This window comes from Micromonospora sp. NPDC003241 (assembly GCF_053589795.1).
This window is the reverse complement of sequence record NZ_JBSFSO010000052.1, coordinates 12,280-26,746: the sequence shown is the minus strand read 5'-3', so window position 1 is coordinate 26,746 and position 14,467 is coordinate 12,280. Positions and strand designations below refer to the sequence as shown.

General features: G+C 72.5%; 12 protein-coding genes. All 12 read left to right on the top strand.

What is annotated here, in order from left to right:
* The first annotated feature begins 1 nt into the window (after window position 1).
* The 12 genes from ACWDVW_RS28385 to ACWDVW_RS28330 are packed head-to-tail and all read left to right on the top strand — an operon-like array spanning window position 2 to window position 14,455.
* Window positions 2–1,012: an ABC transporter permease gene (locus ACWDVW_RS28385; protein ID WP_396696686.1), complete on the top strand. Its 1,011-nt coding sequence runs from the start codon at window positions 2–4 to the stop codon at window positions 1,010–1,012.
* A complete protein-coding gene (locus ACWDVW_RS28380) occupies window positions 1,012–1,896 on the top strand; it encodes an ABC transporter permease (protein WP_131054862.1) in 885 nt (294 codons plus the stop codon). The genes ACWDVW_RS28385 and ACWDVW_RS28380 overlap by 1 nt, the downstream gene beginning before the upstream one ends.
* A 2-nt stretch (window positions 1,897–1,898) precedes the next feature.
* Window positions 1,899–3,959: a dipeptide ABC transporter ATP-binding protein gene (locus ACWDVW_RS28375; RefSeq protein WP_449954825.1), complete on the top strand. Its 2,061-nt coding sequence runs from the start codon at window positions 1,899–1,901 to the stop codon at window positions 3,957–3,959.
* Window positions 3,956–6,007, top strand: coding sequence for a hydantoinase/oxoprolinase family protein (locus tag ACWDVW_RS28370; protein WP_449954822.1), 2,052 nt, complete (start codon window positions 3,956–3,958; stop codon window positions 6,005–6,007). Before ACWDVW_RS28375 ends, ACWDVW_RS28370 begins: the two co-directional genes overlap by 4 nt.
* Window positions 6,004–7,692, top strand: a complete 1,689-nt coding sequence (locus tag ACWDVW_RS28365; RefSeq protein ID WP_449954819.1) for a hydantoinase B/oxoprolinase family protein — start codon at window positions 6,004–6,006, stop codon at window positions 7,690–7,692. The genes ACWDVW_RS28370 and ACWDVW_RS28365 overlap by 4 nt, the downstream gene beginning before the upstream one ends.
* Window positions 7,685–9,370: a hydantoinase B/oxoprolinase family protein gene (locus tag ACWDVW_RS28360; protein WP_449954816.1), complete on the top strand. Its 1,686-nt coding sequence runs from the start codon at window positions 7,685–7,687 to the stop codon at window positions 9,368–9,370. The genes ACWDVW_RS28365 and ACWDVW_RS28360 overlap by 8 nt, the downstream gene beginning before the upstream one ends.
* Window positions 9,367–10,614, top strand: coding sequence for an amidohydrolase family protein (locus ACWDVW_RS28355; protein ID WP_449954813.1), 1,248 nt, complete (start codon window positions 9,367–9,369; stop codon window positions 10,612–10,614). Before ACWDVW_RS28360 ends, ACWDVW_RS28355 begins: the two co-directional genes overlap by 4 nt.
* A complete protein-coding gene (locus ACWDVW_RS28350) occupies window positions 10,611–11,024 on the top strand; it encodes a nuclear transport factor 2 family protein (protein ID WP_449954810.1) in 414 nt (137 codons plus the stop codon). The genes ACWDVW_RS28355 and ACWDVW_RS28350 overlap by 4 nt, the downstream gene beginning before the upstream one ends.
* Window positions 11,021–12,025, top strand: coding sequence for a zinc-binding dehydrogenase (locus tag ACWDVW_RS28345; protein ID WP_449954808.1), 1,005 nt, complete (start codon window positions 11,021–11,023; stop codon window positions 12,023–12,025). Before ACWDVW_RS28350 ends, ACWDVW_RS28345 begins: the two co-directional genes overlap by 4 nt.
* Window positions 12,022–12,351: a TIGR04076 family protein gene (locus ACWDVW_RS28340; protein WP_449954805.1), complete on the top strand. Its 330-nt coding sequence runs from the start codon at window positions 12,022–12,024 to the stop codon at window positions 12,349–12,351. Before ACWDVW_RS28345 ends, ACWDVW_RS28340 begins: the two co-directional genes overlap by 4 nt.
* Entirely contained in the window at window positions 12,351–13,349 is a 999-nt protein-coding gene (locus ACWDVW_RS28335; RefSeq protein ID WP_449954802.1) for an LLM class flavin-dependent oxidoreductase, read from the top strand. Before ACWDVW_RS28340 ends, ACWDVW_RS28335 begins: the two co-directional genes overlap by 1 nt.
* Before the next feature lie 11 nt (window positions 13,350–13,360).
* On the top strand, window positions 13,361–14,455 hold the full coding sequence (locus ACWDVW_RS28330; protein ID WP_449954798.1) for an alpha/beta hydrolase family protein: 1,095 nt from the start codon (window positions 13,361–13,363) through the stop codon (window positions 14,453–14,455).
* The last annotated feature ends 12 nt before the right edge of the window (window positions 14,456–14,467 follow it).

The window sequence follows — 14,467 nt, the reverse complement described above, 5'->3', positions numbered from 1 at the left end:
CATGCGAATCCTTCGTTTCGTCGTCAGGCGGCTGCTCCAGCTCATCCCGGTGTTGCTCGGGGTGGTCGTCCTGACCTTCCTCATCGTCCGGGTGCTGCCCGGCGACCCGGTCCGCAGCATCCTCGGCCAGAACGCCAGCGAGGCGGACGCCGAGGCGGCCCGCGCCCGGTTCGGGTTGGACCAGCCGCTGTGGCGGCAGTTCCTCGACTACCTCGGTGGGCTGGTCACCGGTGACTTCGGCACGTCCATCCAGAGCGGCGGTTCGGTCGGCGCGGAGATGGCGCTGCGGATCGGACCGACCCTGGAACTGGTGGTCATCGCGGTCTCCATCGCGCTGGTGGTGGCCACCGTGCTGGGCGTCTGGTCGGCCCGGCGCGCCAACAGCGTCGGCGACCACGGCGTCCGGATCTTCGCTCTGGTCGGCAACTCCATCCCGGAGTTCTGGCTCGGCCTGGTGCTCGTGCTGGTCGGCTACAGCATGCTGGGCTGGTTCCCGGCGCCCAGCGGACGGGTCGACCCGGACACGAACCTGACCCCGCTGACCGGCGCCGGCCTCGTCGACGCCGCGCTCACCGGGAACGGACCGGCGCTGGCCAGCGCCGCCGCGTACCTGGCGCTGCCGGTGCTCACCCTGGTCGTCGGCGTGATGGCACCGCTGCTGCGCAGCGTCCGGGCGTCGGCGCTGGAGGTGCTCAACTCCGAGGCGTACACCGCGGCGGCGGCACACGGCCTGCCGCAACGGACCCTGCTCTACGGCTACCTGCTGCGCTCCACGTTGCTGCGGCTGCCGGCCCTGGCCGCGTTGGTCTTCGGCACCGCCATCGGCTCGACCGTCCTGGTCGAGTACGTCTTCTCCTGGCAGGGCTTCGGCCAGTGGGCGCTGCGCGGCCTGCTGTACCGGGACTACCCGGTGGTGCAGGCGTCCGTTGTGGTGATCGCGCTCTGCTACGTGCTGGTGTTCCTCATCGCCGACGTGGTCCACGCGATCCTCGACCCGAGAGTGAGGATCTGATGGCAGACCTGCGCGGTGTCGGCCCCGGGGACGCCGGCGCCGACGCGGTGATCGTCACCGGCAGTCGGGACGACCGCTTCTCCCGCATCCTGATCATCACCGGCGCGACCATCCTGGCCGTGGTAGCGCTGGCCGCCCTGGCCGCGCCGCTGCTCTCCTCCTGGGGAGCGACCGAGGTCGACCCGAACGCCACCCTGGCCGCCCCGGGCGGGGCGCACCTGCTCGGCACCGACACCAACGGCATGGACATCTGGAGCCGGGTGCTGCACGCGGCCCGGCTTGACCTGGGCATCGCGGTCGCCGCGGTGGCCCTGGCGGTGGTGGTCGGCACGCTGCTCGGCCTGGTGGCCGGCTACCGGGGCGGCTGGATCGACGACGTCCTCATGCGGGTCGTCGACATCTTCCAGGCGTTCCCCACCTTCATCCTGGCCCTGGCGGTGGCGGCCCTGCTCGGCAACGGCACGGTCAACCTCATCATCACCATCGCGGCGGTGAACGCCCCCGCGTACGCCCGACTGGTCCGCGCCGAGGTACGCACTCAGCGGGAGTTGCCCTTCGTCGACGCGGCGGTGACCTCCGGGGCCTCGACGACCGGCATCCTCTGGCGGCACCTGCTGCCCAACAGTCTCACCCCGGTCCGGACGATCGCACCGCTGAACTGCGGCTGGGCGATGCTCACCCTGGCCGGGCTCTCCTTCCTCGGGCTGGGAGTCAGCATCCCGGAGGCCGAGTGGGGCGCCATGATCAGCCTCGGTGCACCGGACGTGGTCGGTGGTCGATGGTGGACCAGCGTGCCGCCCGGCCTGGCCCTGTTCGTCTCCGTGCTGGGGTTCAGCCTGCTCGGCGAGGGCCTGCAGGAACGCGCGAACGCGAAGCGGCGGTAACCATGCTCTCCATCGAGAACCTCTCCGTGGTCATCCACCGTGCCGGCCGGCAGGTGGCCGCTCTCAGCGACGTCAGCCTCACCGTCCGGCCCGGCGAGGTGGTCGGCCTGGTCGGCGAGAGCGGCGGCGGCAAGAGCATGGTGGCCCGCGCGGTGGTCGGCCTGCTGCCCACCGGCGCGCACGCCAGCGGGCGGGTCCGCTTCGACGACGCGGACGTGCTGCGGATGGACGAGACGGCCCTCTCCGCCCACCGGGGACGAGGGGCGGCGATCTGCTTCCAGAACCCGCGTGGGGCGCTCAGCCCCACCCGCACCGTGGGACGCCAGCTCACCGACCGGCTCGTCACCCATCAGGACATGTCCGCCGAACGGGCCCGCGAGGCCGCGCGGGAGCTGTTCGAGGCGGTCGGCATCCGCAACCCGCAACGCCGCCTGGAGGCGTACCCGCACGAGCTGTCCGGCGGCATGGCCCAGCGGGTGATGATCTCGCTGGCCACCGGCTGCGCGCCCGGTCTGCTGATCGCCGACGAGCCGACCACCGGCCTGGACGTGACGCTCACCCGGGAGATCCTGCGCCAGTTCCGGCACGCCGCCGACGTGGACGGCCGCAGCGTCCTGCTGATCTCGCACGACCTCGCCTCGATCGCCGAGGTCTGCGACCGGGTGGTGGTGCTCTACGCCGGCACCGTGGTCGAGAGCGGACCGGCCGACCAGGTCTTCCGGGAACCGGCGCACCCCTACACGCGGGCGTTGCTGCGCTCGGTGCCCGACGTCGGCGGCCGACCGGTGGTGGCCACCCCCGGCGCCATGCCGCTGCTGCGCGAGGCGCCGCACCAGTGCCCGTTCGCGGCCCGCTGCCCGCACGCCGACGACACCTGCACCACCAGCCGTCCGGCCACCACCCCGATGGACGCGCGCGCCGCCGAGTTGGCGGCGCCGGCCGGCGGGACGGACGCTCCTGCCGCCGACTGGTCGCTGGCCTGCTACCACCCGCAGACCGGCCCGATCGCCACCGACGAGGCGGCCCCCACGCCCACCGTCGCACCCGACGCGACGGAGTCCGGGTCCGCCGTGCTGGAGATCGAGGACGCGCACGTGGTCTACCGCAGCCGATTCGGTTCCGGCGGACACCACGCGCTGCGCGGCGTGAGCCTGCGCCTGGCACCCGGCGAGACGCTCGGCGTGGTCGGCGAGAGCGGCTGCGGCAAGAGCACCCTCGCCAAACTCATCATGGGGCTGGTCGCACCCTCCTCCGGCTCCGTCGCCGTCGCCGGGCAGCACCTGGTCCGGCAACCGGGCCGCCCCGCGCCCCGGGGCCGGAAACTGCGCCGGCTGCGGACCCGCGCCCAGCTCGTCTTCCAGGACCCGATCGGGTCGCTGAGCCCGAGGCGTACCGTCGGCGACTCCATCGCCGAGCCGCTGCGGGCCGCCGGCCTGCCCGCCGCCCAGCGGGAGGCCCGGGTCGCCGCCGTGCTGGACCGGATGGAACTCGACCGGTCCATCCTGCGGCGCTACCCGCACGAGCTCTCCGGCGGTCAGGCCCAGCGCATCGGCATCGCCCGCGCCCTGGTCGGCGAGCCCGACCTGATCGTCTTCGACGAGCCCACCTCGGCCCTCGACGTCACCGTGCAGGCCCAGATCCTCGACGTGATCGCCGACGTCACCGCCGACACCGACCGGGCCTCGGTCTTCATCTCGCACGACCTGGCCACCGTCCGGGGCTTCGCCGACCGGGTGGCGGTGCTCTATCTCGGTCGCGTGGTGGAGGAGGGGCCCGTCGACGTCGTGTTCGACGACCCCCGCCACCCCTACACCCGGGCACTACTGGCCAGCGCACCCCGCCTCGGCGCGCCGCCCGCGTCCGTCGCGGGGGTGGAGCTGGTCAAGGACCTGGAGGAGACCGACGCGGCCACCGGCTGCGCGCTCGCCGCCCGGTGCCCCTTCGTCACCGATACCTGTCGCTCCGAGCCGCAGGAACTTCAGTCGTACGGCGCGAGCCGGGCCGCCTGCTGGCGCGTACCGGAACTTCCCGCCCTGATCGGAAAGCAGGCCGACACGCCATGACCCGTCGCCCCATCCGGCTGGCCGTCGACATCGGCGGCACGTTCGTCGACGCGATGGAACTGGACACCCGCACCAACCGGGTGCGTTTCCGCAAGGCGTCCACCACGCCGGCCCGTCCGGCCGACGGGGTGCTCGCCGCCATCGAGGCGCTCGGCACTGACCTGTCCGAGGTGGAGCTGTTCACGCACGGCACCACGCTGGGACTCAACGCGGTGCTGGAGCGGCGCGGCGGCCGGACCGGGATCATCACCAACGAGGGCTTCCGCGACATCTTCCTGATCGGCCGGGGCAACGTGCCGTCGGACCACATGTACGACTTCCAGTACCAGCGCCCGCCGAGCCTGGTGCAGCGCCGTTTCACCGCCGGGGTACGCGGTCGCCTCGACCACCGGGGCCGGGTGGTGGAGGAGCTGGACCCGGCCAGCGTCCGCGCCGCCGCCCGCACGCTGGTGGTGGACCAGCAGGTGACCTCGATCGCCATCTGCTTCCTGCACTCGTTCCTGGACCCCACGCACGAACGCGAGGCGGCCCGGCTGATCCGCGAGGAGTTCCCCGAGGTCAGCCTCTCGCTCTCCACCGACATCGTGCGCGAGTACCGCGAGTACGAGCGGACCAGCACCACCGTGTTGGAGGCGTACATCCGGCCGATCTTCGAACGGTACGTCGACGAGTTGGAGTCCGGCCTGGCCGAGCGGGGCTTCGCCGGGCAGTTCCTGATCATGCGGTCCGGCGGTGGCTCGATGACCAGCGCGGTGGCGAAGACGTCACCGACGCACACTGTGCTGTCCGGCCCGGCCGGTGGCATCGTCGGTGCCGCGTACCTCGCCTCGGAGCTGGGCCGGGAGCGGCTGCTGACGTTCGACATCGGCGGCACCTCGCTGGACGCCTGTGTGATCGAGAACGGCACCGCCGTGGCCGCGTACGAGGCGCAGTTGGAGCACTTCCCGCTGCTGATCCCGACGTACGACATCCGGACCATCGGTGCCGGTGGCGGCTCGATCGCCTGGCTGGACCGGGGTCTGCTCAAGGTGGGGCCGCAGAGCGCCGGGGCCGACCCGGGGCCGGTCTGCTACGGCCGGGGCGGCACCCGACCGACCGTCACCGACGCGGCGGTGGTGCTCGGCTACATGGACCCGGACCGGTTCCTCGCCGGCACCATGGGCCTGCACGACACGGCCGCGCGGGCGGCGATCGACGAGCAACTGGCGCGGCCGCTCGGGCTGGACGCCACCTCCGCCGCCGCCGGAGTCTTCGACGTGCTGCTGGCCCGTACGGTCGGCGCGGTCCGCCAGATCACCGTGGAGCGGGGGCACGACCCCCGGCACTTCTCGCTGCTCGCCTTCGGCGGCGCCGGGCCGCTGCTGGCTCCGCTGCTGGCCCGCGAGATGGGCATCGGCGAGGTCGTCGTGCCGTTCGCGCCGTCCGGCTTCTCCGCCTGGGGCATGCTGTCGGCGGACATCGTGAACGACTTCAGCCGTACCGTGATGGCGGGCCTCGACGAGGTGGGGCTGGACGAGCTGGAGGAGCTGTTCAAGGCCGTCGAGGCGGAGGCGGTCGCCTCGCTGGTGGACCAGGGCGTACCGGCCGACCAGGCCGTGCTGGAGCGCCAGTTCGAGGTGCGCTACCTGGGCCAGGAACACAGCCTGATGGTGACCGTCGGGTCGACGCTGGATCGTGACGCGGTGCGCGGCGCCTTCGACGAGGTGCACCGGGCCCGCTACGGCCACACCATGGACAATCCGCTGCAACTGCTCAACCTGCGGGTCCGGGGCATCGGCCGGACCACCCGCCCGGAGCTGGGCACCCACCCGCGCGGCGACGGTGACCCGTCCCGGGCGCTGCTCACCCACCGCGACGCGTACGACTTCGGCTCGCGTGCGGTGGTCCCGTTCGCGGTGTACGACCGGGCCGCGCTGGAGCCGGGCGACACGTTCAGCGGTCCGGCCCTGGTCGACGAGGGCACCTCCACCACGGTCGTGCCGAGTGGCCAGCGGGTCACCGTCGACGAGCACCGCTACCTGCTGGTCACCCTGGAGGAGTCGGCATGACCACACTGGACGGAGCTCAGGTCGAGGTCGTCCGCAGCTATCTGCTGTCGGCGGCCGAGGAGATGCGGGCCACCCTGATCCGGACCTCGTTCAACCCGGTCATCTACGAGGTGCACGACTTCGGCCTGTCGATCTACGACGCCGACCTGCGTCTGGTCGCCGAGGCCACCGGGCTGACCTTCTTCCTCGGCGCGAACGACTTCTCGCTGGCCAAGGGCGTGGAGTACGTGGGTCGGGAGAACCTGCACCGGGGTGACGTGGTGCTGCTCAACTACCCCTACTGGAACGCCGCGCACGCGTACGACGCGACGCTGTTCGCGCCGGTGTTCCGGCCCGACCCGGCGGACGCCGACGCCGACGGCGACCTGGTCGGCTTCCTCTGTGTCCGGGCGCACTGGATGGACCTCGGGGCGAAGGACCCGGGGTACGTGTTGGACTCGACGGACATGCACCAGGAAGGGTTGATCTTTCCGGGGACGAAGGTGGTGTCCCGGGGAGAGCCGGTGCGCGAGATCCACGAGCTGATCCGGTTCAACTCGCGGATGCCGGACGCGGTGCTGGGTGATCTGCACGCGCAGATCGCGGCGCTGCGCACCGGCGAGCGCCGACTGCTGGAGATCATCGAGAAGTTCGGCCGGGACACCGTCTCCGCCGCCGTCGACCACATCATCGCCGACGGTGAGGCCCGCACCCGCGCCGCGCTGGCCACCCTGCCGCAGGGCACCTGGACGGCCGAGGACTGGGTCGACGACGACGGCATCACCGAGGACCCGGTCAAGATGCGGGTCACGGTCACCGTCAGCGACGAGCGTTTCGTGGTGGACTTCGCCGGCTCGGCACCGGCCACCCGGGGGCCGATCAACATGCCGTTCGGCGCCACCGAGGCGATCTGCAAGGTCGTCCTCAAGTCGTTGACCTCGCCGGACGAGCCGTCGAACGCCGGCACCGTGGCCCCGCTGGAGGTACGCGCCGAGCCGGGCACCCTGTTCCACGCGGTCTATCCGCAGCCGACCTTCACGCTCTGGACCGGCATCGTCGCCGTCGAGTTGATCCTCAAGGCGTTGGCGCAGGGGATGCCGGAGCGGCTGCCGGCGTCCAGCGGTGGTGACGTGCCCGGGTTCATGATGGTCGGCGCGCACCCGGAGACCGGTCAGATCTTCGCGGTCAGCAACAACGACCTGGTCGGCTGGGGCGGCACTCCCGAGCACGACGGCATGGAGGCCGCCACCCACGTCTCCGGCAGCACCGGGCGGGGCACGCCGATCGAGGTGATGGAGGCCCGCACCGGGATGTTCTTCGAGCGGGTGGAGATTCGGACGGATTCGGGTGGTGCGGGGCGGTTCCGGGGTGGGTGTGGGTTGCGGCGGGATATTCGTTTCGTGTCGTCGGGGGAGTTTCTTTCGGTGATCAAGAAGACGCGGAGTGCGCCGTGGGCGTTGGCGGGTGGGTTGTCGCCGGAGCCGAATCAGGTGGTGGTGTTTCCGGGTACGGATCGTGAGGCGCGGGTGAGTACGCGTCGGACTGCGGTGGTGGCGGGTGATCGGGTGTCGTTGTTGACCGCTGGTGGTGGTGGTCATGGTGATCCGGGTCTGCGGGATCCGGAGGCGGTACGCCGTGACGTGGCGGAGGGGTACGTCTCCGCCGACGCCGCCCGCGAGGTCTACGGGGTGGACGTCGATGGGTGAGCCCCCGGTCGACGGCGCGACGGTCGAGGTGATCGGCAGCTACCTCACCTCCGCCGCCGAGGAGATGCGGGTGACGCTGGTGCGTACCGCATTCAACCCGGTCATCTACGAGGTGCACGACTTCGGCATCTCCGTCTACGACCGCCACCTGCGGCTGGTCGCGGAGTCGACCGGGCTGTCCCGGTTCCTCGGCGCGAACGACTACTCGCTGGCCAGAGGCGTCGAGTACGTGGGTCGGGAGAACCTGCACCCGGGCGACGTGGTGCTGCTCAACTACCCGTACTGGAACGCCGCGCACAGCTACGACGCCACCCTGTTCGCCCCGGTCTTCCTGCCCGACCCGGCGGACGCCGACGGGGAGGAGCTGATCGGCTTCCTCTGCATCCGGGCGCACTGGATGGACCTCGGGGCGAAGGATCCGGGGTACGTACTGGACTCGACGGACATGCACCAGGAGGGGTTGATCTTCCCGGGGACGAAGGTGGTGTCCCGGGGAGAACCGGTGCGCGAGATCCACGAGTTGATCCGGTTCAACTCGCGGATGCCGGACGCGGTGCTGGGTGACCTGCACGCGCAGATCGCCGCGCTGCGCACCGGCGAGCGTCGCCTCACCGAGGTGTACCGCCGGCACGGCACGGCCACCGTGGACGCCGTGGTCGAGCGGCTCATCGCCACGGCCGCCGAGTCCGCCGCCGAGGCGGTCGCCGCCCTGCCGCAGGGCACCTGGACGGCCGAGGACTGGCTCGACGACGACGGCGTCACCGACGAGCCGATCCTGATGCGGGCCACGGTGACCGTCGCCGACGGCACGTTCACGGTGGACTTCGCCGGTTCCTCACCGGCGGTCCCCGGCCCGGTCAACCTGCCGCTGGGCGCCACCATCGCCACCTGCCGGGTCGCCTTCAAGGCGATCACCACCCCCACCGAGCAGAGCAACGCCGGGCACTTCGCCCCGCTGCGGGTACGCGCCGAGCCCGGCACGCTGTTCCACGCGGTCTACCCGGCGGCGACCTTCACCCAGTGGACCGGGACGGTCGCCCTGGAGTTGATCTACAAGGCGTTGGCGCAGGGGATGCCGGAGCGGTTGCCGGCGTCCAGTGGTGGTGACGTGCCCGGGTTCATGATGGTGGGCGCGCACCCGGAGACCGGTCAGATCTTCGCGGTCAGCAACAACGACCCGGTGGGCTGGGGCGGCACCGTCGACCACGACGGCATCGGCCCGGCGAACCACCTGTGCCAGACCCAGGCCCGCAACACCCCCGTCGAAGTCCTGGAAGCCAAGACCGGGATGTTCTTCGAGCGGGTGGAGATTCGGATGGATTCGGGTGGTGCGGGGCGGTTCCGGGGTGGGTGTGGGTTGCGGCGGGATATTCGTTTCGTGTCGTCGGGGGAGTTTCTTTCGGTGATCAAGAAGACGCGGAGTGCGCCGTGGGCGTTGGCGGGTGGGTTGTCGCCGGAGCCGAATCAGGTGGTGGTGTTTCCGGGTACGGATCGTGAGGCGCGGGTGAGTACGCGTCGGACTGCGGTGGTGGCGGGTGATCGGGTGTCGTTGTTGACCGCTGGTGGTGGTGGTCATGGTGATCCGGGTCTGCGGGATCCGGAGGCGGTACGCCGTGACGTGGCGGAGGGGTACGTCTCCGCCGACGCTGCCCGTGAGACCTATGGAGTGATCGCATGAGCGCCGTCGAGCCGAACCTGTTGCTGGCCCACTGCACCGTGCTGGACGCGCGCGTGGTGGACGGCGTGGACCCGGTGCCGGACGCCGCCGTCTGGGTACGCGGCGACCGGATCGCCGCCGTCGGCCCGTACGCCGAGGTGGCGAAGGAGGCCCGGGCCGCCGGTGCGGTCCGCGAGGTGGACCTGGACGGGGCGTACCTGACGCCCGGTCTGGCCAACATGCACACCCACTTCTCGCTGTCGCTGCCCGGTGCCGGCGGCGACGACGTGAAGACGATGGGTCCGCACGACCTGGCGTACTACATGGCCGACGGGGCCCGGCGCACGCTGCACTGCGGCGTGACCACGGTGCGTTGCGTCGCCGAGAAGGACCACGCCGACTTCGCGTTGCGCCGCGCCATCGCCGCCGGTCGGGCCCAGGGCCCCCGCATCCACACCGCCGGGCGGGCGCTGGTCTGCACCGGCGGGCACGGCCACGAGAGCAGCGACACCCTGGAGTGCGACGGACCGGTCGGGTTCCGCCACGGCGTGCGCAGCCAGATCAAGGCCGGCGCGGACCTGATCAAGGTGATGATCTCCGGCGGTATCGCCGGGGAGCACGAGCGCATCAACACGCCGCAGTTGTTCACCGACGAGCTGGCCGCGGTGCTGGAGACGGCACACGCCTGGGGCCGCAAGGTCACCGCGCACGCCGGACCGGCCGAGGTGATCGGCGCGGCGGTGGAGCTGGGACTGGACTGTGTGGAGCACGGCTACCAGCTCACCCCGCAGGTCGTGGCGCGGATGGCGGAGCAGGGCACCGCGTTGGTGCCGACGCTGCTGGTGACCCGCTGCAAGGAGTTCTTCGACGAGCTGGGCGTACCGGAGTGGATGCAGTGCCGGTCGCTCGGGGCCGGACCCCGGCACCTGGAGAGCTTCGCGATGGCGGTCGACGCCGGGGTGGAGGTGCTGCTCGGCAGCGACATGCCGCCGTTCTGGCACTTCGAGGGCACCAACGCCACGGTCCGGGAGCTGGAGTACATGGCCGAGCGGATCGGCCCGGCGCGGGCGTTGCACGCCGGCACCCGAGGGCCGGTGCGCTGGCTGGGCGTCGAGGACGACCGGGGCACGGTCGAGGTCGGCAAGCTGGCCGACCTGATCGCGATGGACGAGGACCCGCTCGCCGCCACCTCGGCGTTCCGGGGTGTGCGCTGGGTGATGAAGGGCGGGCGGATCGCCCGGGACGACCGGACGGAGACGACATGACGATCGTGGCAACCGACGCGGCACTGATCGCCGCGCTCATCGACGACCTGTACGCGGCCTTCCTCGCCGGGGACCGCCAGCGCTTCGACGGGCACCTGCACGCCGACGTGACCACCTGGGAGACCCACCTGCCGGGGCCGTTGCGGACCCGGGCGGAGCTGGACGCCTACCGCGACCAGCGCGACGCCGCCGGTGAGCGCCCGCAGTTGGCGGTGCTCGCGGCGCAGGACAAGCGCATCGACGTGTGGGGCGACGTGGGCCTGGCCCGCTATCTGCTGATCGCGCGGGCCGGGGCCGAGGAGCCGCCGTCGTCCGCCCGCGTCACCGACGTGCTGCGCCGCGTCGACGGCCGGTGGCAGATCGTGCACCACCACGCCGAGTCGCTCCGCGAGCCGGTGGCGGCGCGATGATCCGGCGGCTGGTCGCGTACGACACGGGTGAGCCCGGTCGGGTGCTGTCGATGGCCGACCGGCCCGACGACCCCGCGCCCGGCCCCGGTGAGGTCCAGCTCGCGGTCCGCACCGTGGGGCTGAACTACCTCGACGTCTCGCTCTGCCGGGGCGAGTACCCGGTGCGGCCGGAGCCCCCGATGACCCCGGGTGTCGAGGCGGCCGGTCGCGTGGTGGCGGCCGGTGCCGGTGCCGAGCACCTGCTGGGCCAGGAGGTCATCGCCTGCCCGGCGCTGCCGCGCGGTGCCCTCGGCGACACCGTCACGGTCGACGCGACCGTGGTGGTGCCCCGTCCCTCCACGGTGGACCCTACGGTCGCGGCGGCCCTGCCGGTCACCTACCAGACCGCCTGGTTCGCGCTGGAACGCGCCGGGGTCACCGCCGGGAAGACGGTGCTGGTGCACGCCGGTGCCGGTGGGGTCGGCATCGCCGTCACCCAACTCGCCGTCGCCCGGGGCGCGCGGGTCGTCGCGACCGCCGGTGGCCCGGCGAAGACCGAGGTCTGCCGGGCCCAGGGTGCCTCCGTGGCGATCGACTACACCGGCGAGGACTTCGTGGCGGCGGTCCGCGAGGCCACCGACGGCCAGGGCGTGGACGTGGTCGTCGACCCGGTCGGCGGCGACCTGCTCGCCCGCTCGCTGGACTGTCTCGCGTTCGAGGGCCGCCTGGTCAGCGTCGGCGCGGCCGGTGGACCGCCACCGCCGGTCGACCCGGCCCGACTGATCGCGGCGAACGCCGACCTGATCGGACTCTCCTGGGGCTCGCAGTACCCGTGGCGTCGCCCCGAGGCGGTCGCCGCCGCCTACCGGGCGCTGTTCGACCTCTGCGACTCCGGCGCGGTCCGGCCCCCGGTCAGCCGGGTGGTGTCGCTGGCGCAGACCCCGGCGGCCCTGGACGACCTGGCCGCCCGACGGAGCACCGGCAAGATCATCGTACGACTCGACGAGGAGGAGCGAGGATGACCGACAGCCCGGACGGCGACATGGAGATCTACGACCTGCGGGTGACCGTGGACCGCATCGAGGGACGCTCGGTCTGCGGCATGGCCGTCGGGGACTCGTTCGACCTGGTCAACAGCGCCCACCTGAAGCTGCCCGAGGGCAAGCACTTCTGCGTCTACGCCCTCGCCGCCGTGCTGCCCTTCCTCGCCGCCAAGCAGCGGGACCTGGCCGCCGGGGACTGGCTCGACCAGGACTCGCACTTCGCCTGCCCGGACCCGGAGGAGCGGCTGATCATGAAGGTGGAACGCACCTGCCGCCGCCGGATGAACTCGGCGGACCTCACCTGATGACGGTCGAGATCGGACTCGGCCTACAGAGCGACAAGCCTGCCGGCGCGTACGCCCGGCTGGCCCGTGCCGCCGAGTCGCACGGATTCGACGTGCTGACCGTCTTCGGCGACCTGATGTACCAGCCACCGATCTTCCCGCTGCTGGAGATGGCCCAGGCCACCAGCCGGGTACGCCTCGGCCCGGCCTGCCTGAACCCGTACAGCCTGGCGCCGTACGAGATCGCCGGTCAGCTCGCCGCGCTCGACCTGGCCTCGGCCGGACGGGCCTATCTGGGGTTGGCGCGCGGCACCTGGCTCGGCGCGGTCGGTCTGCCCCAACCGAAGCCGCTGGCCACCATCGAGGAGGCGGCGGCGGTCGTCTATCGCCTGCTGCGCGGTGACCGGGAGGGCTACCGGGGGCAGGTCTTCACGCTGGCCCCGGAGACCGCGCTGCGCTACGCCGTGCAGCGCCCCGATCCGCCGCTGCTGATCGGGGCGTGGGGACCGAAGGGCGCGGCCCTGGCCGGTCGGATCGCCGACGAGATCAAGGTGGGCGGCAGCGCGAACCCCGACATGGTGCCGGTCGTCCGGGACCGGCTCCGGGTCGGCGCCCTCGCCGCCGGACGTGACGTGGACGAGGTCGGCATCGTCCTGGGTGCGGTGACGGTGGTGGACACCGACGGCGAGGCGGCGCGGGCCAAGGCCCGGACCGAGGTCGCCATGTACCTCGCGGTGGTCGCCGACCTGGACCCGACGGTCACCCTGCCGGACGGCCTGGTGGCGCGCGTCGGGGAACTGGTCGACGCGGGCGCGCACGACGCCGCCGGTCGGCTGATCCCGGACGAGGTGCTCGACCGCTTCGCCTTCTCCGGTACCCCCGAGCAGGTCGCCGCCCAGGCCCAGCAGCTCATCGATGCCGGGGTCCGGCGGGTGGAGTTCGGCACTCCGCACGGGTTGACCGACGACCGGGGGGTCGACCTGCTCGGCACCGCCGTCCTGCCCCTGCTGCGTCGCTGAAGGAGAGCCGCATGGACGTCACCGTGCTGGTCGGCCCGGACCTCACCGCCGACCTGGCCCTGCTGGAGTCGCTCACCACGGCTACCGCCGCCGACCTCGGCGGCACCGGTCGCCTGGTGGCCGTCGACTCGGCCGCCGCGCTGGAGTCGGCGCTGGCGGCCACCGCCGCGCCGGTGGTGGTGCTGCCCGGTCCGACGGCGTCCGCGCGGGCCCTGATGACCGGGGCCGCCCCGCACGTCGTCTGGTACGACCTCACCGTGGCCACCGCCGTCACCGGTGCCCGCCACCTCTCCGGCCGGGGCGTGTGGGGGTTGGCCTGGGCGATCCGCCACGCGGTGTACCAGCACTGGTCCCCGGCGGTGCGGGTTCCCTACGGCGCGCACGCCGACCAGTGGGGTGAGCTGCGACTGCCCACCACGGACCCGGCGCGTCCGGTGCCGGTCGCGGTGCTGCTGCACGGCGGCTTCTGGCGGTCGTACTGGGGCGCCGACCTGATGGACGCGCTCGCCGTGGACCTGGCCGCGCGTGGCTACGCGGCGTGGAACGTGGAGTACCGGCGGCCGGACCGGCACGGCTGGGACGCCACCACCGCCGACGTGGCGGCGGCACTTGCGGTGCTGCCCGACCTGCCCGACGCCGGTGTGCTGGACCTGGACCGGATCGCCGTGCTCGGCCACTCGGCCGGTGGGCAACTGGCGCTGCGGGCGGCGGCGGACCTGGTGGCCGACGACGGCCCGGGGCCACGGGTCGCCCTGGCGGTGTCGTTGGCCGGTGTGCTGGACCTGGCCGAGGCCGACGGCCGTCAGCTCGGTGACGGTGCGGTCAGCGCCGCTCTCGGTGGTACCCCGACGACCGTCCCCGAGCGGTATGCGGCCGGTGACCCGATGGCGCGGCTGCCGATCGGGGTGCCCACGCTGCTGGTGCAGGGGGCGGGCGACAGCCCGGACCTGGTCGACATCAACCGCCGGTACGCGGTGGCCGCTCGGGCGGCCGGTGACCAGCTGACCCACCTCGAACTCCCCGGCGACCACTTCGACGTGATCGGTCCCGGCTCGGCGATCTGGCAGGCCACCATGGATCAGGTGGGGCGCAGTCTCGGGCGGTGAGCCCGCCCGCCG

What these genes read in the sequence shown, in the direction of transcription:
- ACWDVW_RS28385 (WP_396696686.1), top strand. Translation starts at nt 2, where the DNA reads ATGCGAATCCTTCGTTTCGTCGTCAGGCGGCTGCTCCAGCTCATCCCG.
- ACWDVW_RS28380 (WP_131054862.1), top strand. Translation starts at nt 1,012, where the DNA reads ATGGCAGACCTGCGCGGTGTCGGCCCCGGGGACGCCGGCGCCGACGCG.
- ACWDVW_RS28375 (WP_449954825.1), top strand. Translation starts at nt 1,899, where the DNA reads ATGCTCTCCATCGAGAACCTCTCCGTGGTCATCCACCGTGCCGGCCGG.
- ACWDVW_RS28370 (WP_449954822.1), top strand. Translation starts at nt 3,956, where the DNA reads ATGACCCGTCGCCCCATCCGGCTGGCCGTCGACATCGGCGGCACGTTC.
- ACWDVW_RS28365 (WP_449954819.1), top strand. Translation starts at nt 6,004, where the DNA reads ATGACCACACTGGACGGAGCTCAGGTCGAGGTCGTCCGCAGCTATCTG.
- ACWDVW_RS28360 (WP_449954816.1), top strand. Translation starts at nt 7,685, where the DNA reads ATGGGTGAGCCCCCGGTCGACGGCGCGACGGTCGAGGTGATCGGCAGC.
- ACWDVW_RS28355 (WP_449954813.1), top strand. Translation starts at nt 9,367, where the DNA reads ATGAGCGCCGTCGAGCCGAACCTGTTGCTGGCCCACTGCACCGTGCTG.
- ACWDVW_RS28350 (WP_449954810.1), top strand. Translation starts at nt 10,611, where the DNA reads ATGACGATCGTGGCAACCGACGCGGCACTGATCGCCGCGCTCATCGAC.
- ACWDVW_RS28345 (WP_449954808.1), top strand. Translation starts at nt 11,021, where the DNA reads ATGATCCGGCGGCTGGTCGCGTACGACACGGGTGAGCCCGGTCGGGTG.
- ACWDVW_RS28340 (WP_449954805.1), top strand. Translation starts at nt 12,022, where the DNA reads ATGACCGACAGCCCGGACGGCGACATGGAGATCTACGACCTGCGGGTG.
- ACWDVW_RS28335 (WP_449954802.1), top strand. Translation starts at nt 12,351, where the DNA reads ATGACGGTCGAGATCGGACTCGGCCTACAGAGCGACAAGCCTGCCGGC.
- ACWDVW_RS28330 (WP_449954798.1), top strand. Translation starts at nt 13,361, where the DNA reads ATGGACGTCACCGTGCTGGTCGGCCCGGACCTCACCGCCGACCTGGCC.